We start from the raw sequence: 20,077 nt of genomic DNA, 5'->3' as shown, positions 1-20,077 counted from the left end.
GAAACCGAAGCCTTGTACGTTCGACTACCATACCGATACTCAAGCTCCCAGACAGGAACATGGATCAGATAGGTCTCGCCAACATCAATGTCGTCATTGCGCTCGTCGATCTTGTCAACCTCATCCATTATCAATGCGGTCTGTCTCTCGAAGGCTAGGTTCTTTGCGATCTCCCGCGCCTCATCTTCACCGACTTGGCTATGCAGGACCTTCCCATCGAACTCCTCAGCATGTGCATGACTGAAGTATTCCTTCGCACGTGTGGGGATCGGGAAGTTCTTGATATCCTCGTCAATATTCTCTATACCCGGTACACTGAGCTCGTAGCGTCTCTGGAATCGCCCGGACTCGGGTTTCCAGTAGAAATCAATTCGCTTGTATGCACCGCGATACTGTGGCCACTCGTCGTAGAAGTTCGCATCCTTGCCCATACCCTTGTAGGTAGTATCTGCATCGACACGACTGATCCAGAATGGATAGAAGACCAGTTTGGCCTTGACAAACTTGGCTGCAACCGGAAGGTCATGCGGAGCACCGAGCTGTTTGGAACACCAATCAAGTAGGGTTCTCTGGGCCTCTGACTGCGGGAAGTGAACTCGAATCATATAATGATCCTTGAACTTCTTGCCAGCCGTTGTCTGTGCTGTACCACAGTATGGACAGACCAGCAGAACATCTCCAGGACCCGCCTCGAAATCAGCATCACAAAACGCACATCTCACCATGATATCACCCCCGCTTCTCCCGCTGCGTCATAAGCAGCACTCTGAAGCCAAAGAACGCCATGATCACACCAATGATTGCAGCGACAGCACCACCAATGATACGGCTGGTTGAATCAATCAGACTCCCGAGGTAAGCCAGTTCGCCACCGACCCCACCGACAATGATACCGATGAGACCGATCAGGGCCCACATAATTCTCTGGCCCTTGGTGATAGGAATCTCTCCAAGAACAACCTTACCTGAGTGAGCATCGAGAGCGCACTTGTACAGATCACCATGGAACTTGTACCGGATAAGTGCAAAGGGCGCTTGGAGATAGGTCGTTCCTCGAACATCTGTTGTGGTCCTACAATCAAAGAGCTCTGTAAGAGCCGACTTGGCCTGCGCACGATGACGGTCAGCAACCCTACTGTGAACCGCCTTCTCGAATTCCTCCTGTCCGATCTCGGCATTTAGAATCGTTGGGTTCAAGTCCTTGATCTTTTCAAAATTATAGGGTTCTGTGTCTTTTAGATTAATAGTCTCAAGATATTCTTCAAGACCATAGATCCGTGCCCCTTTTCTCGCCAAGAGCCGCTCATCTGTGTCTGTATGAATCTCATCCTGAACAGGGACATATCCGGTCTCGTATTCCGTCACTGTACGGGTCTGAGTGTGACCTTCACTATCGGTATAGGTCTCAGTCCGTTGAACAGGAACCTGAACCGTCTTATAGCCTTTGTACCAAGAGTCTGCCTTGACCTTTGCAGTCCAGACCGGCACGTAGATCAGGGTGTGTTCAACCACTTCGGCATCACGAACGAGGGACTTATTCATGCCCTTGTTCTTCTCGAGGAATTTCTTGAAACCTTTAATTCGGTCATCCTCGTCCTTTGCTGCCTCCATGAGATGATCACTGATCGCCTTCCCTTCGATTGTGGAGGTCTGCCCGCAATAGGGGCAGGTGATGACCACATCGTCGGGGCCGGTTCGGATATTGCCATTGCAGACTGGACATTTGAACATGTCCACTGTCTGTGCATCCGATCCCATCGCAGAATTCACCTTTTAGTGTAAACATTTGCGAATCCCAAATGTACCTTATTATGACTTGCGGTGATATTATCCATCCCTTAGTACATGATCATTCTGCCAGAATCTATTGTCATAGGTCAGGTGTGCGACCACAAAAAAGCGAAGACTTTTGAGGGGTGAAAAAACACAGAGTTCCAACGGTCATTACATTTTACGAGGTTTTTGACTGTTCATTCATAGAAACGTCTGCCACCAATTTAGGTGAAAATAGTGAACAAGCACGTCATCATACCGTACCTATTTGTAGTAACAATGATCTTTGCACTGGCAATAACTCTAAGCGGTGTAGAAAAAACAGTCATCAGACAGGATACACAGCTCATGCCGGAAAATACTGACTCGGGCAGTGCATTGGCCTATACCACACATTCCCCCATTCTAATCACATCTAATGCGGGTTTCTCAGCACAAGGTTTTCCAGGCACGGGAACTGCGGGTGATCCGTATAGGTTAGAGAACCTCTCCATCTCAAGTAGCTCGCAGACTCGAATAGAGATCAGGACAACGACTGCCTACTTTGTCATCAGAAACTGTTACATCACAAATTCATCAGGATCTGACTATACATACTACGGCATAGATTTGCATGACAATGATCATGGGGCCGTTGAAGATTGTATCATCAAAGTTCAGAATGAGGGTATTTACCTCAGTAACAACAATGACACAAGGATAACAAATACCACCATAACTAGTCCAGTATTCGGGATCCATGCAGCAATCTCAAATGACCTCTACATCCACAATTGTTCTATTTCCGATGTTCAATATGCAGTCATCATCAGCAACGTTGATGATGTGCTCATAGATAACTCGACCTTTAGTACAACTGATTACATGGGAATTAAGGCAACTATATGCAATAATGTCACGGTTTCACGGAATCTATTTACTGGCACAGGAACACAAGGAATCTATATCCACACTTCAAATACGTGGAACATCACTTCGAACAAGATCACCTCAACAGTTTCAACAGGCATCTACATGAATACTGTAAACTCTTCATACGTGACAAACAATCTCATTGCTAACGCTTCATCCTATTGCATTTCAATCACACAAGCGTATAATATATCGATGGCCCATAATACGCTCTATGGGATAGCAACTGGGATCTTTGTGAAACTAAGCCATACTTTCTCAGTAGACATGACCACAATAACGGGATGCGAAGTTGAAGGTCTCTATGTTCAAAGCTCGTATGATTACTCGCTGACCAACAGTGTCTTCGAGTCCTGCGGCGTCTACCTAGACGATACGAATCTGGATCATTTGATACTCCAAGAGAACAATAACACAGTCAACGGGAAGAAACTGGGTTACTTTTTGAACAGGACCAATGTGCTGGTAGATGGTACCAAGTATGGACAGATCATTATCGTCAACAGCACGGGAACGAAAGTATTTGGTGGAACTTTTTACAATGCCTCAATGTTGGTGACACACTCAAACTTTACACGACTCACCTCATGCATATTCGAAAATTACCGCAATACCCTTCAGATATTATATTCGGCAAATGTGACGATGAATAATTGCACTATTAGCAACTCAGCCACCAGTGCGTTATACGTGAATTATTCCGACAATTGTACGATCATGAATAGTGTTATTCGCGATACACAATTCTATGGGGTATTCATACAATACTCGAAACGGATGTACTTCCTCAATAACACTGTAAGATCAATACCACAACATAGTGTGTACGCCGAATATTCGCCTGATTCCCGCTTCATCAACAACACGGTATCAAATAGCGATACATCAGGAATTACAGTGTTAGCCTCGAACAGAACTCTCATTGAAGGAAATTCGGCCATAGCAACAAAATATGGAATCTACTTGTACATATCAACTAATGTTAGCATAACTAACAACTTGGTCACAGAATGTTCCGATTATGGAATCATAACCAATGGTGCATTCGATGTGTCTGTGAGAAACAACATCGCAATTACAAATAGGTACGGTATCTATGTCACCAGTTCCAATAATGCGACTCTGACAAACAATGCGGTAATAAAGAACAACATTACCGGGATTGTAGTTTTGTCCACAAGTAATGCCACATTCGTGGAGAACGTGATCAGCAAGAATCCAATTAACGCACAGGATAACGGCACGAATAATGCATGGGATGACGGCGTGAGCAAGGGGAATTCATGGAGCGACTATAATGGGACTGGGAACTATTCGGTACCCGGAAGCGCAGGCTCAATCGATCACTATCCCAGTGGGGTCACAAGACCAGTACCGCCAGAAGTCGAGGGGCCAGCAACTGCATCAATCATTGAAGACTCGACAGGCAACACGATCCTGTGGAACGCCCGTTCATTTAGTCCGAGCCATTATATTATAAAAAGAAATAACACCGTTGTCACTTCAGAGAACTGGGATGGCTCTAATATCTCATACAGCACCGATGGATTGGAACTTGGAACGTACAACTTCTCGATCACAGTATATGACAGCTTTGGCTTTACGAACACGACCTTTGTCATTGCGACCGTTGCGGATCAGACCGCTCCCGTTGTGGACCATCCACAGGATGCCTTCATCGAGGCCGGAAGCACTGGCAATGAAGTGATCTGGGCAGCCTCAGACCATCATCCGGCGACCTACTCAATCTTCAGAGATGGAGCAAACATTGCAAGTGGCACATGGACGAATACGGAAACTGTGAGAGCCAGCGCGGATGGACTTGATCTGGGAACATACAATTTCACAGTTCTCATAAAAGACGAGTCTGGAAACCAAGCAGTTGATTCTGTGTTCATCACTGTACGAGATACGATTGCTCCAACTATCACAACTCCTGAAGATATTGTCTACGTCATTGGAACGCGGGGGCACGTGATCTACTGGAACATCACTGACTTGTATTCAGCGAACTACAAGATATTTCGTAATGGAACACTTGTCATGTCAGGCCAATGGGTTGACTCGGCAGAGATCAATGTGGACTATCTCATGGCAGGGACGTACAACTTTACCATCGTAGCCTACGACTCGTCAGGAAATATGGTATCTGATACTGTGATCGTCACCGTGAGCCCTGCACAATCTACCACTACCACTACAACGACCACTACCACTACAACGACCACTACCACTACAACGACCACTATTCCAGACGAACTGATGGTTCCTGCGTGGGTCCTTGGACTGGTCGTAGGAATAATGTCGGTAGTCATTGTCATCATTATTGTGATCATGAAACGGCAGTAGGAACATCCAGTTGCGGAGTCACTAGACTCCGCCTCACCACTTTTTTATTGCATCAATGCACTACTCTTTTTGACAACAAGCATATGAGACTGTGGAGGCAATACCAGTGTGCCCATTCGACAAGACAGAGTTAGACCCAGAGGAGGAGGACGATGAGTGGGAAGACGAGGAAGACTGGGAAGAAGAAGATTGGGGCGATGATTGGGATGACATTGATGATGACGATGACTGGTAAGAGGAGCCCATAGAAAAAGAAGAGGCCGCAGTGCGGCCACAATATATCTTTATTAAAATATTCCGCCCTTCATCGCGGTCTGGCATTCACAACTCGGGGTCTCAGGAATCTTGTCAATCATTGCAAAAGTCAACTTGCGAACACGCTCGATGTTACTGGCCATCGTCTTCAGGACGAGCTCATGCGTGACAACCTCGTCACCATGAACATCATAGTCCGTCGGCATGGAGATGTTGACGAAACAGATCCCCGCCTCACGTGCAAGAGCTGCCTCGGGATAGGCGGTCATTCCGATGACATCCCACCCCTGATTGTGATAGAACATGGACTCAGCACGGGTCGAGAACCGAGGACCGTTGATGCATACGTATGTTCCCTTGTCATGCGCCTTGAAACCGAGTTCCTGAGCGGTCTCAAAGGCGATCTTCCTCAACTCGGGACAGAACGGCTCTGCAAATGCAAGGTGCGCGATGGTTCCACCCTCAAAGAATGTGTCCTTTCGAGTGCCAAAGGTTCGATCAAAGATCTGGTCCGCAATGACAAACTCACCAAGCTTGATCTTCTCAGGCTGAAGACTCCCACAGGCTGCGGGACTGATGATACGTTTGACACCAAGAGCCTTCATTCCCCAGATATTAGCACGGTAATTGATCATATGCGGGGGAATCGTATGACTGCGCCCATGTCTTGCCAAAAATGCAAAAGAACGCCCTTTAACAGTGCCAACAATGAAATTATCAGAGGGAGCTCCATAGGGAGTGAACACTTTTACTTCGATTGGGTTCTCCACAAGGGTCGGGTCGTAATTGCCACTGCCTCCGAACATTCCAATCTCGATCGGTAAGAGCGATTCGAACTCAGACTTCTTGCTTCGGTCAATGACCACATAATCCAGTTTGGCCTCAAATGCCATTTTTGATACCACTCCTGTTTCTCTCTGACCGAAGGCTCTACCTTCTCACATTTATACATAGTGTCATTATTCAATCAATAATTTTTAGACGAGTAAAGTTATAGAAAAATGCTCGTAAAAAGAAGATAGTAAAAACAAAACAAGAGGCGTATCTGGACATGCCAGACCGCCAGTAATTGATTGACCATACTATCTATTTCTTGAGTTTCCACTTACCCTGTGGAGAATCCTTCAAGTGTCCAAGGAAGATCATATGATTACGAACCTTCTCAAGTTCGTCATCGGGTAAAACAACATTGTTGTATTCTCGAAGGTGCTTCTTGACATCACGGGTCTCCATGTCGGTCAATTTTTCACCCTTAAACACTTCAAGAACGAGATGTGCAAGATCTTCCATCCGATTCCATGGGAATATCTCCCAAGCCCAGGTCACCTCTACACCGAAGTAGTCAGGCTTGAACTTGGAGCCAACAATATGCATCAGGGTAGCAGACCGGACATCGGCGGGACCCTGCTCCTTCACATGTTCCACGGCCATGGTCAGGCTCTCACCCGTATCAGTGATGTCATCTATCACAAGAACCTTCTTCCCCTTGATATCAGCATTCAGAGGGCTGGTCAATCGTGCCTTACCATCTTTCGTGGCAGTGACACCCCAGTGATCCACCTTTACACTGTAAAGTTCTTTGACTCCCAGCAGGTCACATTGGATTCGTGCATGCACCCAACCACCACGGGCGATGCCAACAATCACATCAGGACGCCAATTAGATTCCTTGATCTTGAGCGCAGTCTGATTGGCGTACTTGTAGATATCATCAAAGTCAAGCAAATAGCAGAGGGGGCCTTTAAGATCCATCATGAGTCACCATCCATATGGCCGCGTGGCATTGTATGTTAAAAATCTGCGCCTCAGTGCGAAACCATGTCTGAAGAGAAGATAGCGCGATTCCCATAATAGAGAAGAGAAGAAAGAGGGAGAATAAGAAGAACATATGAACAGCACGAAGATACTATAAACAAATGAGATGTGTCGGGAGTAGCAGTGATCACAAGGAGATGCCTGCAATGGATGGTAAATGTGTCGCGGACTCGAGGACGACGATGACTCAGGTCGTATTTCCAAATGATGTCAATAACAATGGTACCTTGTACGGAGGACGCCTTCTGGATTGGATCGACACACTAGGGGGAATTGTGGCAAAACGCCACAGTAGAAGCACAATAGTGACGGCCTCGATCGACTCACTGAATTTTCTGAACCCCATCCGCCAACGGGATATTGTGATGCTAGAGGCGTGGATCAACTATGTGGGAACTGCATCAATGGAGATCGAGGTACGAGTGACCTCAGAGAATCCGATAACGGGCGAGACCCGAAAGACATGCAGGGCGTTTCTCACATATGTCTCAATTGGTCCAGATGGCAGACCAAAACGAGTACCGCCACTCATCCTAACAACGGAAGATGAAAAGACAAGATTTGAACAGGCAAAGAAGAGAAGGGAGGAGCGACTTCACATCAGGACTCTTGAACCAATAGAGTGGTAAGAGAAGGGCCATCTATCGATCAGTCTATGAAACGCGAATCTCAAGGCTCCTCACATCCCCAGGAATATACCGGATAGCAACTACAACCTTATCACCAGTCTTTAGAGGAATGGGCGGGTCAAAGGGAAGAAAGAGATCACGCCAGCCATCCTCCATAACGAGATGGATTGATTCCGAGAGGTCGGCCTCAAAGAGACCAACCAGACCATGTGCAATACCATCCGAGACCGTAGTAAATGAGATCTCAGATTCCACGATCTCGGGCGCATCGGGATTGGTAAAATCGTGAGTGACAAGTAGGACAGCATCTGCAAGATCCCTTGACTCACCCCGACCAACTGTCTGAGGGACTCGTGGAAAGCCAAGTCCCGAGACCTCAAAACGCGACCATAACGAAGGGCACTCTACAGGCACAATATAGACACGAGCAGATCTTGGAAGGATGATCCCATTTTCCTTGAGTATATGCTTTGCTGCATATCTGCACGCGGGGACCTGTTGCTCGACAAGCATCATAGAGGAGAGCATCTCGCAGATAACAACATCCGCAGGCTCATCGGGGATAAACTCCGAAAAGTGCGCCGTCACGAAATCGATTTGGGTAAGACCATTGCGCCTAGCTGCGTGCATGGCATAGTCAATCGACATCTTATTAATATCAACAGCAGTGACTCTTCGCGCTCCCGCCTGTGCGGCGAGCATAGCCAAGACTCCCGTACCAGTCCCGAGATCAACAACATAGGATTCGGGAGTGACAACCTGTCGTATCGCTTCTTGGAACTTGTGAAGCCGTAACCGGTGACTGAGTAGACTCACAGCATGGAGCAGCGAGAAAGGAGTCGCATATTTTCTGGAACTCATCATTTTTGCCATATCGTGACCTACTTATAATCAAGATGCTCCTCAACGATTGATAGTTCAGATACGTCGTTCGCAATAAACACCTAAAAATCCACGAGGTTCAGACTTTGCAGACAAAGGAATTCGATCGTGCTATTGAGGCTCTTGAAGATCAGCGCTTCAAAGAAGCCACGGTCATCCTTGAGGATCTTGTGGAGACCAATGGTAATGATCCAGAACTGCTCGTCTATCTTGGTCTCGCATATCTACAGAACGAGCAGCCCAGGAAGGCTATTGATGTCCTCCTCGTGGCGAATGAACAGATCGAGAACCATTGCGTGGTCGCGCAGTTTCTAGGGAGAGCCTACAAGGCGATTCGCGATTACGACTGCGCAGAAACATATCTGAAACAGGCCATCAGTGCAGATCCTGAACTGTATGAGGCATGGCTCGATCTTGCGGAAGTACTCTACTTCACTAAACAGTATGGTGAGGCTGCACGAATACTGGAAGAGGCTGTCGTCCGGTTCCCTGAAGATCCAGCACTGCACTCGCTCCGAGCGATGAGCTTCTATCGTCTTGGTGACTATACGGAAGCAGCACGGGCATGGGGGGCGGTCAGTGCCCTGCGACCGGAATCGATCGTTGCCCTTGCAAACTATGGATACTCACTCCTCTTTGTCGGAAGAATCGATGATGCCAAGAATGTGATCGACAAGGCCAAAGAGATGGCCCCGGACCATTACAGGACGATCATGCTTGAGGGCGAAATGGCATTTCAAATGAGAAACTACAAGACGGCACATAACGCTTTCACCAAGGCCTTACATCAATGCCCAACAAGCATCGAAGCACTCAGTAGACTTGCGGTGATCACATACCAATTACACGACGAGATTGCAGCTGAAGGATATCTGAACAGGGCAAAGAGACTTGTAGAAGAAGAGCCAACCTCATGGCAGCGACTTTGTAATGTGCACGTGCTTCTGAAGAAGTTTGATGATCTGCTTCACTGCTTGAACATGGTCATCGAAGAAGATACAACCTCAGCAGCAGCATGGATTGCACTTGCCATTGAAGAAACCCGGAGAGGTCATTCTGAAGAGGCAAAGGTCGCATGGGTCAAATCGATCAAGCTCAGAGGGTATATCAAGACCTATTGCCCACAGTGCAATCAACACATGAGAATCCCTGTAGTAAACACAGCAAAAGTGAATCTTGATATCCCTGTCTATTGCGTGTATTGTGATAGGGAACTCGCATTGCCCGAACATCTATCAACAGTATGAGATGATCTTAATGTTGAGTGATAGATTGTATCCCAAACGCCCAATATGCGGGGTGGGTGCATTTGTCATAGGGCCAAAAGGATTACTCATGGCCCGCCGCGACAAGGAACCCGGCAAAGGACTCTGGAGCGTTCCAGGTGGCGCTGTTGAACTTGGCGAGACTCAAGAGGAGGCTGCCAAGCGGGAGATCCTTGAAGAGACTGGCATTCATATAGAGATTCTCAGACTGTTGGGTACAGCAGACCTCATTGAGCGAGACCCCGATGGAAAGATCATGTTCCATTATGTTCTCAACCATTACATTGCTAGACCACTTGACACAGAAACCCATGCTGAAACACCTGAGGGGGAAGTTGCATGGTTCCCACTTGACAACCTACCAAAAGACGAGATCCCTGAACTATTGTGGGGGGCCATCCAGAGGTACATGAGCGACCTCAAGGCTGCTGCAAACAAGTTAGAACGATAGGTATTGACATGTAACATATCTTCCCAAGAGATAAATAGGTTGAATACATTCACACTCCAGATAGATAAAGGAGCTGAACCAATATGTTCCGCACAATAATGGCCCTTCTCGTTGCACTAATCACTGCAATTCTCATCGGCGCTTTCCAGATCTTAGGGTTAGGAGTCGCTGACATCCAGACACTCCTTCAGAGTGCCAGTCTCACTAATGCCCTTGCGTATCAGGGTGGACTCCTCTTTGCACAGTTGATGCTGCCATATTCGATGGCTTTGAGCGGCATCTACGGACCACTGGTCGCATTAGGCGTTGCTGGCTTTGTTGCCGGACTGATCTCAAAGAACGGTATCAGAATGCTCATTGTCTCAGTAATCACTCTAGTCCTCTTCTTTGTCGGATACGTTGCGCTGACGATGGGTGCTTCACTTCAAGTGGACATCATTGCAACAATTGCTAAGAACATCGTCATTGACCTTGGGGTAGCATTTGCATTGCTCTTTGTCCCGGGTATGATCGGTGCATCACTGACCGCTGAAGAATACTAATAATAATATAATGTGGGATCATTCCCACATACTCATTTTTTTACGTCGCCACGAAGCACTTGTGCAAATCTCATGGATACTAGTTCTAAAAACTCATCAAGATGCTCACTGAGAACAAAGGCTCCTGCGGCCATGGGGTGACCACCTGCTTCCACGACGAGCTTGCCATATTGCTCATTTAGAATATGAGCAACTTCAACAAAGGTCTCCTTCAGATTGATACCGCGCTTCACAAGGAATTTTTGTGCCCGGCCAGAGATCTTGACAAAGGGGGAGTCATCTGTCGTCCGAGTGGCAATTCCAAGGACTGGACGATTTGTAGGAACGATTCGTGAGCCCTGAGCCATTCCAATCACAATACCCACAATAGTATCCGGGGTCTCGGGATCGTTGACAAGGTACATACCCTCGATCTCGTCGTAACCGTTCTGTTCAAGCCTACGAAGGGCCTGAGCCAGATTCTGACGATGGACCTGTAGCAGAGTCCGAGCCTGAACGTAGGCCTCTTCTGCATTCATGCACACGAGCACTCCAATCTCAGGACGCGAGTTTCGACCACAAGCGTTTAGAAGAGTAGAGAATTCTTTGGCATTTCGCATCTCGCTTCTGAGAGGACGGTGCAGCAACTCCACAACATCACCAATGATGCCCTGAGCAACATGTGTGCTGTAACCAGCGTCAATGATCACATGAATGATTCCTTGAATTGCGCGTGACTTTTCATCAGGAGAGAGATCGGTCCAGACCCGCCACTCATCATATTCGTTTTTGAGCGGAATGTGCCGTGACTCGAAGAATTCGTAACAGGCATCACGTTCCCCGGTCAACCCGGGTAAGTACGGATCAGTGGCATATTCGAGTAGAAATGGCAAGGGTCGGGTGTTGATCCCAAAGAAGGTCAGGTCACGTTTTATCCTGACGATCGAATGTTCTTCTGCGACTGCAAGTATCGATTTGTTGACCCCGACAAAACCTCGACCATAGTATCTCTGGAGATCACCAGTTGCACCGACAATTGCCAATTCGCTGAGATCTACATTTCGCGGGTCGGTGGCCATGGCCAGGAGGAACGACACACCTGCGCCTGAGACCTCATACGAACCATCGATCCCGTGATTGTGCGGATTGATCTCGATGATGCGTTCACTGTGAGGCTCATCGGTACCCGGAGTATCATCTTGGGGGAGATGGTGGTCCAAGATGATAACATGTTGGATATACTCTTCAGTCTTAACAAGTTCCTCAATCGAGCGCTTTTGCCCGGTACCCAAGTCGCTGAAGATCAAAAGGTCAGGTCGGTTTTCACGCACCAAATCGCGAACTTCTTTGATGGTCTCAGAATTTAATTGATGAATATTTCTCCAGATAGGAGTAAGGCCCGATCGTTCAAGGAGCTGGAGAACAATGGCTAGTGCAGTTATTCCATCAGCATCAATATGAGAGATCGCAACGACACTCTTTGCGTCACGAACTATATCAGCAGCCTCTGTCAAATAGTCCTTCATCTTTTGGGGTATGGTCTCAAGGATATCCATTGTCCTCAGTTACGGGGACACAGGGGATAATATAAGTCGGCCGCTCTGTAGTGACGAGTTTAGCGAGGGATCACTCTGCACCACGAGCAACTCGGGAGAGAGCAAGAAAGATCACAAAGAAGGCACTTGCAACAGCAGCGAGAGCCTTTGCGGCTTTTTGCCACAGTGTCTTTGGGACTTCAATATCCCGCAGCTCGTTCGTGATTCGGCGGAGATAGACACGACGGTCTGTATAGAGAGCTTCTGAGTCGTCCCATTGTGCGGAATAATCGGACCAACTAACATAGAAGGGCGGCTCCGGGTTGGTTGCGATCCACCCCTCCCAGATCGTAAGAAGGTCGTTCTTATGTGGTGAAGGGATTCCTGCAATCACCTTCCGAATCCGTGTATCAATCTCTGTGTCAATCATTTTTTTTTCGCACCTTTGTCCCGACATTTACATATTTCGTAAAGGGATTCAATGCTATTAAAGATATATACAACGTCCATTTTCGACGCTTTTTCGTCAGATTGTTTCAAAAAAAAGGAAGAGGGGAAATCCCCTCGATTATCTTGCCTGAGCCAGCTCTTTCTGCCAGCCCTTAAGGTCACTGCGCAGCTTGGCAATATCGGTAGGATTGATCGGGTCAACACGACCGTACGTCTTGAGAATCCGAACCCACCGCTGCATCTTAACAATGAGATTACTGCTCCCTCCACGTTCTTCGAAGAGCTCAGCGGTCTCACGGATTTTATCGGCAAGATCACTAGCGATCATCCCATCACGAATTTGAGAATCGAGGGTGTCAAGTAGTGAACTGAGAGAAGACACTTTGGCCTTTTCCTCAACAGAGGATGTGGCATGTCCTGCAGAAGCAGGGGCCGCAGTTCTTGCAGGCATTGTTTTTACCAGCGAGATCAACTCGTCGATCTTCTCACTATTTGCCGCCACTGAGAGTGCAAGGTCAGAGATCTGTTCATCCATTCCCACTGTTCGCGTCAACACTTCAATCATCTTGTTGAGCATCTCGGTCATGCGAGTGAGCGCTCCATTGATCTCGGTGAGCTTCGCACGGACATATGTGTCATCCTCAGCCATGTTAATCATACTCCTAAATCTGTCACGAATCGTGTTACTCTCACATCGCACATGGCAAAGGCATCACATAAAGTTTCTGTGGCCGTTCTGTCCACAACTGAAGACTATTATATACTCAAACATTGCACCCCAAACAGTAGAGTAACCACCGTAGAGGAGGCAGCTTAACTGTACGTCGTCAACTATCACGAACGCGAAGAGGTGGTCGTTAATTTACCAGGTAGTGAGAAGACCACTATGCGATGGCTAATTGGTAAGAACACCGGCGCAAGAACGTATGCAATGCGGATTTTCGAGATAGCACCAGGGGGAAAGGTCCCACTTCATCATCATCCTGAAGAACACGAGATCTTCGTCCTGCAGGGCCAGATCACATTATTGGGTGAACATGGTACGAAGATAGGCAAGAAGGATGATGTCATTTTCATTCCGCCAAACGAGCCTCACGGGTATGATAACACCGAGGGAAAAGAACCCTTCAGATTCATTTGCGTCATACCGCTTCTTGAAAAGGAATAGGCAATGCCCAATGTTTCAAGGAGTGAGATGAGTGAATCTTAGGGATAAGAAGCTCTGGTTGTTTGATGTCGATAATACACTTATCCAAGACATAGAGCACCCTGTAGTATTTGATGACGCCAAAGTACTAGTCGACGCATTACAAGAGGGAGGAAAGACCCTTGGAGTGCTGACAAACACGGGACGACTCTCCTCACGGCAGATCTATACTGCTCTAAAACGTGCGGGATTTGCGTTCGACCTTGAAAAGATCTTCAGTGCAGGAGCTGGCGCTGCGGCGTACATACACAACAGACAGCCTAACGCAAGATGCTTTGTCATCAGTGAGGGCGGTGCACGAGACGATTTCATAGAGAGAGGGCTGGAGGTCGTCAACAATCCACCAGTGGACTATGTTGCAGTGGGCGCGGATAGAGGTATGACATTTCAAGAACTTAATTTTGCAGCCAAGATGCTTCTTGATGGAGCAAAACTAGTATGCATCAGCGGAAGCAGACAATATCCGGGAATCTATCTTGGAGTGGAAGATGTCTACATCGGAGAGCTATCAATTGTACGAGCCCTCGAGGATGCAACTGGCGTGAAGGCTGTAATCGTTGGAAAGCCCCTCCCGGAGATCTGCATAGAGAGCGTAAAGGCACTCGGTTTCACTCCGGAAGAGTCGGTCATTGTAGGGGATAATCCTAATTCGGACATTGCAGGAGGCAATGCCGCAGGACTCACAACAATACTGGTTCGCAGACGTGACAATATTATCCCCTTTGAATCGGGAGACCTCGACACCACTCCTACACTTGCGGTGGACAGTCTTGAGGAAGTCATCGATCTGCTGTAGAAGACAGTGACAACATCTAAACGTCAAAGGCTCGATACTTGTGATGAAGACACAATGCCATCAGATCTACCAAGAGACCTCATCCGATTTGAAGTGGACCGTGAGGGTCTGTCCATTGGTGCCATTCGGCTGAGCGATCTGCAAGTAGGAAGATCAAGACCTGAATTTGAAGAGTATGAGAGGACTATCTTCAACAAGATACGTTCACGATGGACGTTAGAAGATCTGGCAACAGATACGGTCTTTCGATCCTACCGTGACCTCTACTGGACATTTGGCATGGATCCCACCAAGCAGAGGGTCTCAAGTGAGGCACTGGTCAGACGCATTCTCAATGGGAACAACCTGTGGAGAATCAGTGACGTTGTGGATGTGATCAATCTGGCCTCCGCATACCACGCAATACCGATAGGTCTCATTGATGAAGACACCATTGATGGAACACTGGTTGTGAGAACCGCAAAACGCGGAGAGATATTCCGGCGCATCGGTGGAAAAGAGCTCACCTGTCGTGGACGAGAGATCGTCCTGGCGGACCAGTCAAAGATCGTCTGCTTTGGCTATGCCACTCATGACTCCGATCATACCAAAGTGAGCCCTCGGTCAAAGAGAGTGCTTGTCCTGTTGTACGGTTCTCCAGAGGTCTCGGCCAGCAAGATGAGTTCTGCAATGGACACAACGGCCTCGATGATCTCACAATGGCTGACCTGTGAGATAGGCCGACCGAGACGGTATGTGCCGTCCCGGTGACCAGATTAGTTTAGAACTCCAAGAGCGGCTCACCAAGAACAATGCGTTCGAGAAGACTGTTCTTTGATGCCTTTTTGATGATCTCTCCGAAACGCTTCTTCAGACGCTGATCATCAACGTACTCGGGTTTCTTAATGCCCATTGATTTGATGACTTGACTGAGCACATATTCAAAGTCAAAGATAATGCATGGGATCATCTTCCCACGCTTTGTCGGACACTTGTCCTTCTTTGCAAGCCCGAGCTTGATGGCCTCACGGGTCTCTTTGAGATAGAAGGCGAGGGACTTCTCATAGTTCAGGGAACCACGTTTTGCGAGTTCTTTCAGGAAGGGTAGACCAAATCGGGTCTTGGCGATTTTCTCGATCTTGGCAACAAAAGCGTTCACAATGTCATTATAGGAAACCTTCTGCGCTTGACCACGGGTCTCAAAGACTGGCTCATCATCCTTAGCCGTCTTGAATTTCTGTTTCAGCGCTGCAAGTTCTGCCTCGCGTTGCCGCCGTTTCTCTGCTTCGGCCTTGCGCTTTGCCTCCTCAGCCTTACGTTTCTCTTCCTCTTTCTTCTTTCGTTCCAATTCTTTACGACGCTGTTCTTCCTGTTTCTTACGCTCTGCTGCCTTACGACGCTCTTCCTCCAGTCGTCGCTTTTCCATCTCTTTGAGGATCTTCTCCTGCTGCTTGACGAGAGCCTCCATGTGCTTCTTCACATCGCGTTCTGTCAGCGTGATATGTTTGGTCAGCAACCATCGTACACCAAGACGATTAACGCGCGGCTTCAGGTCAGCCGATGAAAAGATGAATGAGGCGGTCTGTTGCCCGGGAAGGGCATTGATGATCTCTTCGGCCTCCTTCTCACCAGCAATCGGTTCAAGAATACGCTCCAAGACCTTGAGCGACTGCTCACTACTGATACGACCAGAGGCGATCGTGTTGAACTGCTCGAACGCCTTGTAGTCGATGTCTTTGGGGCTCTGAGTTGCAATCAGACACTCAATACCGTACTTACGCGCCTGACGGAAGAGAAGAAGGAAGATCTCTTTTGGTCCGGGAGCCTTCATGCCTGCGGGGATAAAGGGTGCAGCCTCATCCATAAAGAGAATCATTCGGGGCTTCTCAGTAAAGCCCTGACGAAGCATCCATGAATACAATTGATTAAGAACAATGGCGATGAAGAAGTGTTTCTCTTCCTCGCTACGTAGCGTCTTGAGAAAGATGACATTGAGCGGGGTCTTGCCACCAACGGGACGAGTGAGTTCGTCAAAATCGATCTGTCCCTCCTCTTTGAAGAGGAGCTGCGAAGAACCCACAGTCAGACTGCGAATTGCAGATGCAAGCTTTTCCCGCTCTGATAACTTCATGAACGGCTCAAGGTCAACACCCACCTCTTCAGGTGAGGCCACCAACAAGTTGGCCAGATCCATGAGGTGTTTGACATCGATGCCCTTTTCCCATGTCACACGGAGTAACTCGTACAAAGCAGCAAAGGACTTGCTCTCCCAAGAACGCGAGAGGCCTGCGACCTTAGCAAGTACTTTTACAAGCGTGCGAGCAGAATTGTCCAAGAGCCGGATCATATCATCGGGGTCGGCCTTCTTGTCAGGGAGCTTCAGAGGATTAATCGAGATTGCCAAGCCCTTGCTACTTGCGGGCGTATAGACACGGACCTGAACTTTTTCCATGTACTCCTTAAGCCGGGCGGGATCAACGCCTTTCTCTTTGAGCTTCTTGGGATCCCCCGGAATCATCAGTGAAGCAATATCACCCTGGGGATCAAAAGCAATTATGGGAATTCCTTGAAGAGCTGCCTCTTCCAGTATCACCTTACTTAACACGGTCTTCCCAGAACCGGTTGATCCAAACACGCCACCATGTCGTCGTAGTAGATCAGTACTAATCTCGAACTTTTCATTAGTCCGTTTTCCATCCTTACCCAATTTGTAGCCAAGCCACAATTTTCCATCAGCCATTGCAACCACCGTTCACTAACCTTGTCTGATACCGATAACGATCTTAGTCAATACTCAACGAAGAATAGTTGAGAACTGAGCCCTTATTTCGTTTATTGGTGGGACTTGAAAAAGAAAAGCATGGCCGGAGAGGAGAAAATCCTCCCCAACCTGAGATACTATTACTCACCAACTGGCTCGTACTTGTGACCAAGTGCGAGGACAATGATAACGACCAGAGCAACTGCAAAGATGCCCAGTGCACCAGCGGCCCACTCATAAGAAGCAGAGAGATCCCATACGGCCTTGAGACCGACCAATAGGGCGGCCATGATACCACCCAAGACAAGGGATACGAGCATGAATCTGGCGGTCATCTCCTTGACCTGTCCCATCTGACCTTCCTCAGTAATAGTGCGAGAGAAGTAAGTGAAGATGAACAAGAATACGTATGCGATGACGATCATAGAGGCGATATTGAAGAGAATCTCTTGGAATACCGCACCCTCGTCCAGAGCACCAAAGATGAGCACAGTAGCGATGGCCATCAGGTACACAAACATATTACTAATTAATTTATCTTCAGGGTGCACAAAGCCCGTGATCTCTGTGAACGTGTTTATCACGCTCATAATGACGACAACGGCAAGCAGGACCACTCCACCTAACCACATGTAGTAGGGGTACGATGTGCCGGTGACACTGAGTCCTGAGAGAATCCACTTCATTATAAGTGAGAAGCCTAGCAGTGCCAGACCGATGCCTGATAATACATTACTGATCGTAGTGAGTCGAACCATATTTCCATCTCCCAAAAGGGGTTGTACCAATCATTAACGCACCTACATATTAATCATTGCTGATTATTTCAGGGGACGAAGATTCATGGACCTCGGGCATGAAATAGGTTCCAATGATGGCTATCAGGATGAATAATGCAACTAGACCACCGAGACCCCAGAGCCCCCAAGTAGTATAGGCAAAGGCACCTGTTCCGGGACCAATGATCATTCCAGTACCGAAGAAGATGCTATAGACACCCATCGTGCTCCCACGCGATTCCTCACTGGATACGTCGGTCAGGTAGGCCATAGCAGCAGGCGGAAATGCACCGGCTAAGAAGCCCAAGAGTGGCAGAACGGGCCAGATCGCCCATAGGGCAGCAAAGTCAGAGGCATAGGCCACCAAGAGAAATGAGAGGACCCCAAATCCTAGCAGACCAGCTACAATGAAGGGACGTCGCTTCATAAAGTGGTCAGAGAGATGGCCCATGATTACAATCCCTGCAACGAGCGAGACACCCAACATCCCGAATAGGATAATGAGATCTGTTGCAGTGAAAGTGAAGTGTTCCTCGAGGATATTCTCGGCATTGGCAATTAAAAGTCCGTACAGAGAGATAATGGGGACGTAGACTGGAAGCATCATCTGAATCCTTTTGTCCTTAGCAACATGGCTAAGCAACTGTCTAATGGAGTACTCGTGATGTGCCATGGTTGCGGTCTCGCGGATGGTAAAGAACGCGATTATAGCGCTGATAAAACAGGCACCTGCCCCAGCCATTAAGATAAGAGTAGGCATAATACCAAACTGGAGAAGGATAATGCCAAGACCATAACCACCGGCCAGACCCATTAGGGTTGAGAGATCAAAGTAACCCATTAATCTGGCACGATTATTCTCAGAGGAGGAGTCCGCAATCATAGAGAGGGTACTTGTCACCTCGGCTGCGGCACCCATTCCGAAGATCCCAGAAAAGATGAAAATGATCGAAACAATTGGCGAGAGCGCGAAGAGCAAGGCCGCACCACCAGTCAAGAACAGACTCATAATAAAAATCGGCCTTCGACCAATCTTGTCACTATAGGAACCAAAGATCGAAACAGTTGCCAGTTCAACTACTGGATAAATCATCAGGACAATGGCAACCGTCCAGTCCGAGAGACCACCAAGGTAGTTGTTACTCTGAATACTAGCAATCGTCATGTAGAAAGAGGCCCTCATGATCATGTTGACCAAATAGAGAGCCATTAGCGTAAGAAAGTGACCTGAAGCTCTGAGACCCATCAATTTCAGCTCCAATGAATTGTAAGGTGACAAAGACATCAGCGTTATAAGTTGTTCTAAGTACTCATAAGATATGCCCGGAATCAGAGTCCCGGATGGTGCCGGAAGCATTGAACTTGTCTATGTGCTTCTTTATCGACTCCGCACTCTTAGTGAGGAAGAGAAACGTACATGGTTCAATGAATGGGCCGAGATCAAGGCAAACCTCCCGCACGGTCTCAATATCATCGTGGAGGGCTTTGGAGCATTTGGCACATCCTACACTGGATTCACCGTCTATGAGGGGACCATAGAAGCATTCAGGAAGCACTTTGAGACCCTTGAACAAAAGAGTGCACATTTCGTAGAAAAGACTGAAACGATCATTGGTACAAAGGGATTCAACCTTCCTCTGACGGGAATTGACGAGATCATGAAACATCGCCCAGTTGATTGATCCCTTGCCGCTGTCAACCACTTTTTTATCAGAAAA

Annotated in this window: 20 protein-coding genes; 9 read left to right on the top strand and 11 right to left on the bottom strand. The window is 47.8% G+C overall.

Annotated elements, in window-relative coordinates; all coding sequences use genetic code 11:
- Positions 1-725: hypothetical protein (locus tag K9W43_07385; GenBank protein ID MCF2137056.1), on the bottom strand; the 725-nt coding region annotated here is incomplete at its 3' end.
- A gap of 4 nt (positions 726-729) precedes the next feature.
- Positions 730-1,758 carry a hypothetical protein gene (locus K9W43_07380; GenBank protein ID MCF2137055.1) on the bottom strand — a complete coding sequence of 343 codons (1,029 nt, stop codon included), beginning with the start codon at positions 1,756-1,758 and terminating at the stop codon, positions 730-732.
- 252 nt (positions 1,759-2,010) lie between these two features.
- Here K9W43_07380 and K9W43_07375 point away from each other — a divergent pair, with 252 nt between their 5' ends.
- On the top strand, positions 2,011-5,034 hold the full coding sequence (locus K9W43_07375) for a right-handed parallel beta-helix repeat-containing protein (protein MCF2137054.1): 3,024 nt from the start codon (positions 2,011-2,013) through the stop codon (positions 5,032-5,034).
- 287 nt (positions 5,035-5,321) lie between these two features.
- Here the strand turns inward: K9W43_07375 and mtnP are convergent, their stop codons facing one another.
- Together mtnP and K9W43_07365 are read right to left on the bottom strand one after the other, a co-directional pair.
- Complete coding sequence (gene mtnP, locus K9W43_07370) at positions 5,322-6,095, bottom strand: S-methyl-5'-thioadenosine phosphorylase (GenBank protein ID MCF2137053.1); 774 nt, start codon at positions 6,093-6,095, stop codon at positions 5,322-5,324.
- Positions 6,096-6,375: 280 nt separating this feature from the next.
- Complete coding sequence (locus K9W43_07365) at positions 6,376-7,044, bottom strand: phosphoribosyltransferase (GenBank protein ID MCF2137052.1); 669 nt, start codon at positions 7,042-7,044, stop codon at positions 6,376-6,378.
- Between the two features lie 206 nt (positions 7,045-7,250).
- Between K9W43_07365 and K9W43_07360 the strand changes: the two genes are divergently transcribed.
- On the top strand, positions 7,251-7,733 hold the full coding sequence (locus K9W43_07360; GenBank protein MCF2137051.1) for an acyl-CoA thioesterase: 483 nt from the start codon (positions 7,251-7,253) through the stop codon (positions 7,731-7,733).
- Positions 7,734-7,757: 24 nt separating this feature from the next.
- Here K9W43_07360 and K9W43_07355 read toward each other — a convergent pair whose 3' ends face one another.
- On the bottom strand, positions 7,758-8,597 hold the full coding sequence (locus tag K9W43_07355) for a 50S ribosomal protein L11 methyltransferase (GenBank protein ID MCF2137050.1): 840 nt from the start codon (positions 8,595-8,597) through the stop codon (positions 7,758-7,760).
- 104 nt (positions 8,598-8,701) lie between these two features.
- Here K9W43_07355 and K9W43_07350 point away from each other — a divergent pair, with 104 nt between their 5' ends.
- The 3 genes from K9W43_07350 to K9W43_07340 all read left to right on the top strand — a co-directional run bounded on the left by K9W43_07350 (position 8,702) and on the right by K9W43_07340 (position 10,873).
- Positions 8,702-9,862, top strand: coding sequence for a tetratricopeptide repeat protein (locus K9W43_07350; protein MCF2137049.1), 1,161 nt, complete (start codon positions 8,702-8,704; stop codon positions 9,860-9,862).
- A 10-nt stretch (positions 9,863-9,872) separates the two neighbouring features.
- Positions 9,873-10,331: an NUDIX hydrolase gene (locus tag K9W43_07345; protein MCF2137048.1), complete on the top strand. Its 459-nt coding sequence runs from the start codon at positions 9,873-9,875 to the stop codon at positions 10,329-10,331.
- A gap of 83 nt (positions 10,332-10,414) precedes the next feature.
- Entirely contained in the window at positions 10,415-10,873 is a 459-nt protein-coding gene (locus K9W43_07340; GenBank protein ID MCF2137047.1) for a hypothetical protein, read from the top strand.
- Positions 10,874-10,905: 32 nt separating this feature from the next.
- Here the strand turns inward: K9W43_07340 and K9W43_07335 are convergent, their stop codons facing one another.
- The 3 genes from K9W43_07335 to K9W43_07325 form a co-directional block, all read right to left on the bottom strand.
- A complete protein-coding gene (locus tag K9W43_07335) occupies positions 10,906-12,408 on the bottom strand; it encodes a DHH family phosphoesterase (GenBank protein ID MCF2137046.1) in 1,503 nt (500 codons plus the stop codon).
- Between the two features lie 70 nt (positions 12,409-12,478).
- Positions 12,479-12,817 (bottom strand): hypothetical protein, encoded by a 339-nt coding sequence (locus K9W43_07330; protein ID MCF2137045.1) that lies wholly within the window; start codon positions 12,815-12,817, stop codon positions 12,479-12,481.
- A 138-nt stretch (positions 12,818-12,955) separates the two neighbouring features.
- Complete coding sequence (locus tag K9W43_07325; protein MCF2137044.1) at positions 12,956-13,486, bottom strand: hypothetical protein; 531 nt, start codon at positions 13,484-13,486, stop codon at positions 12,956-12,958.
- A 237-nt stretch (positions 13,487-13,723) separates the two neighbouring features.
- On the opposite strand from K9W43_07325, the gene K9W43_07320 reads away from it, so the two are divergent.
- The 3 genes from K9W43_07320 to K9W43_07310 are packed head-to-tail and all read left to right on the top strand — an operon-like array spanning position 13,724 to position 15,590.
- Positions 13,724-14,005, top strand: a complete 282-nt coding sequence (locus K9W43_07320; protein MCF2137043.1) for a cupin domain-containing protein — start codon at positions 13,724-13,726, stop codon at positions 14,003-14,005.
- A gap of 31 nt (positions 14,006-14,036) precedes the next feature.
- On the top strand, positions 14,037-14,840 hold the full coding sequence (locus tag K9W43_07315; GenBank protein ID MCF2137042.1) for an HAD hydrolase-like protein: 804 nt from the start codon (positions 14,037-14,039) through the stop codon (positions 14,838-14,840).
- A gap of 54 nt (positions 14,841-14,894) precedes the next feature.
- The gene (locus tag K9W43_07310; GenBank protein ID MCF2137041.1) at positions 14,895-15,590 is read left to right on the top strand and encodes a hypothetical protein; all 696 of its coding nucleotides are present in this window, start codon (positions 14,895-14,897) and stop codon (positions 15,588-15,590) included.
- Positions 15,591-15,600: 10 nt separating this feature from the next.
- On the opposite strand, the gene K9W43_07305 is transcribed toward K9W43_07310, so the two are convergent.
- The 3 genes from K9W43_07305 to K9W43_07295 form a co-directional block, all read right to left on the bottom strand.
- Positions 15,601-17,559: an ATP-binding protein gene (locus K9W43_07305; GenBank protein MCF2137040.1), complete on the bottom strand. Its 1,959-nt coding sequence runs from the start codon at positions 17,557-17,559 to the stop codon at positions 15,601-15,603.
- Positions 17,560-17,720: 161 nt separating this feature from the next.
- Positions 17,721-18,338 carry a hypothetical protein gene (locus K9W43_07300; GenBank protein ID MCF2137039.1) on the bottom strand — a complete coding sequence of 206 codons (618 nt, stop codon included), beginning with the start codon at positions 18,336-18,338 and terminating at the stop codon, positions 17,721-17,723.
- 49 nt (positions 18,339-18,387) lie between these two features.
- Positions 18,388-19,605: an MFS transporter gene (locus tag K9W43_07295; GenBank protein MCF2137038.1), complete on the bottom strand. Its 1,218-nt coding sequence runs from the start codon at positions 19,603-19,605 to the stop codon at positions 18,388-18,390.
- Between the two features lie 73 nt (positions 19,606-19,678).
- Between K9W43_07295 and K9W43_07290 the strand changes: the two genes are divergently transcribed.
- Positions 19,679-20,041: a hypothetical protein gene (locus K9W43_07290; protein MCF2137037.1), complete on the top strand. Its 363-nt coding sequence runs from the start codon at positions 19,679-19,681 to the stop codon at positions 20,039-20,041.
- The last annotated feature ends 36 nt before the right edge of the window (positions 20,042-20,077 follow it).

Source organism: Candidatus Thorarchaeota archaeon, assembly GCA_021498125.1.
Lineage (GTDB): Archaea > Asgardarchaeota > Thorarchaeia > Thorarchaeales > Thorarchaeaceae > B65-G9.
The sequence above is the reverse complement of the archived record's forward strand: the minus strand, read 5'-3'. Positions and strand labels throughout refer to the sequence as shown.

Bases quoted from the DNA above. Each gene is read 5' to 3' on its own strand.
- K9W43_07335 (MCF2137046.1), bottom strand. From the start codon at position 12,408: ATGGATATCCTTGAGACCATACCCCAAAAGATGAAGGACTATTTGACA.
- K9W43_07340 (MCF2137047.1), top strand. From the start codon at position 10,415: ATGTTCCGCACAATAATGGCCCTTCTCGTTGCACTAATCACTGCAATT.
- K9W43_07355 (MCF2137050.1), bottom strand. From the start codon at position 8,597: ATGATGAGTTCCAGAAAATATGCGACTCCTTTCTCGCTGCTCCATGCT.
- K9W43_07380 (MCF2137055.1), bottom strand. From the start codon at position 1,758: ATGGGATCGGATGCACAGACAGTGGACATGTTCAAATGTCCAGTCTGC.
- K9W43_07290 (MCF2137037.1), top strand. From the start codon at position 19,679: ATGCCCGGAATCAGAGTCCCGGATGGTGCCGGAAGCATTGAACTTGTC.
- K9W43_07330 (MCF2137045.1), bottom strand. From the start codon at position 12,817: ATGATTGACACAGAGATTGATACACGGATTCGGAAGGTGATTGCAGGA.
- K9W43_07325 (MCF2137044.1), bottom strand. From the start codon at position 13,486: ATGGCTGAGGATGACACATATGTCCGTGCGAAGCTCACCGAGATCAAT.
- K9W43_07300 (MCF2137039.1), bottom strand. From the start codon at position 18,338: ATGGTTCGACTCACTACGATCAGTAATGTATTATCAGGCATCGGTCTG.
- K9W43_07320 (MCF2137043.1), top strand. From the start codon at position 13,724: ATGCGATGGCTAATTGGTAAGAACACCGGCGCAAGAACGTATGCAATG.
- K9W43_07365 (MCF2137052.1), bottom strand. From the start codon at position 7,044: ATGATGGATCTTAAAGGCCCCCTCTGCTATTTGCTTGACTTTGATGAT.
- mtnP (MCF2137053.1), bottom strand. From the start codon at position 6,095: ATGTTCGGAGGCAGTGGCAATTACGACCCGACCCTTGTGGAGAACCCA.
- K9W43_07305 (MCF2137040.1), bottom strand. From the start codon at position 17,559: ATGGCTGATGGAAAATTGTGGCTTGGCTACAAATTGGGTAAGGATGGA.
- K9W43_07295 (MCF2137038.1), bottom strand. From the start codon at position 19,605: ATGGGTCTCAGAGCTTCAGGTCACTTTCTTACGCTAATGGCTCTCTAT.
- K9W43_07360 (MCF2137051.1), top strand. From the start codon at position 7,251: ATGGATGGTAAATGTGTCGCGGACTCGAGGACGACGATGACTCAGGTC.
- K9W43_07345 (MCF2137048.1), top strand. From the start codon at position 9,873: ATGTTGAGTGATAGATTGTATCCCAAACGCCCAATATGCGGGGTGGGT.
- K9W43_07310 (MCF2137041.1), top strand. From the start codon at position 14,895: ATGCCATCAGATCTACCAAGAGACCTCATCCGATTTGAAGTGGACCGT.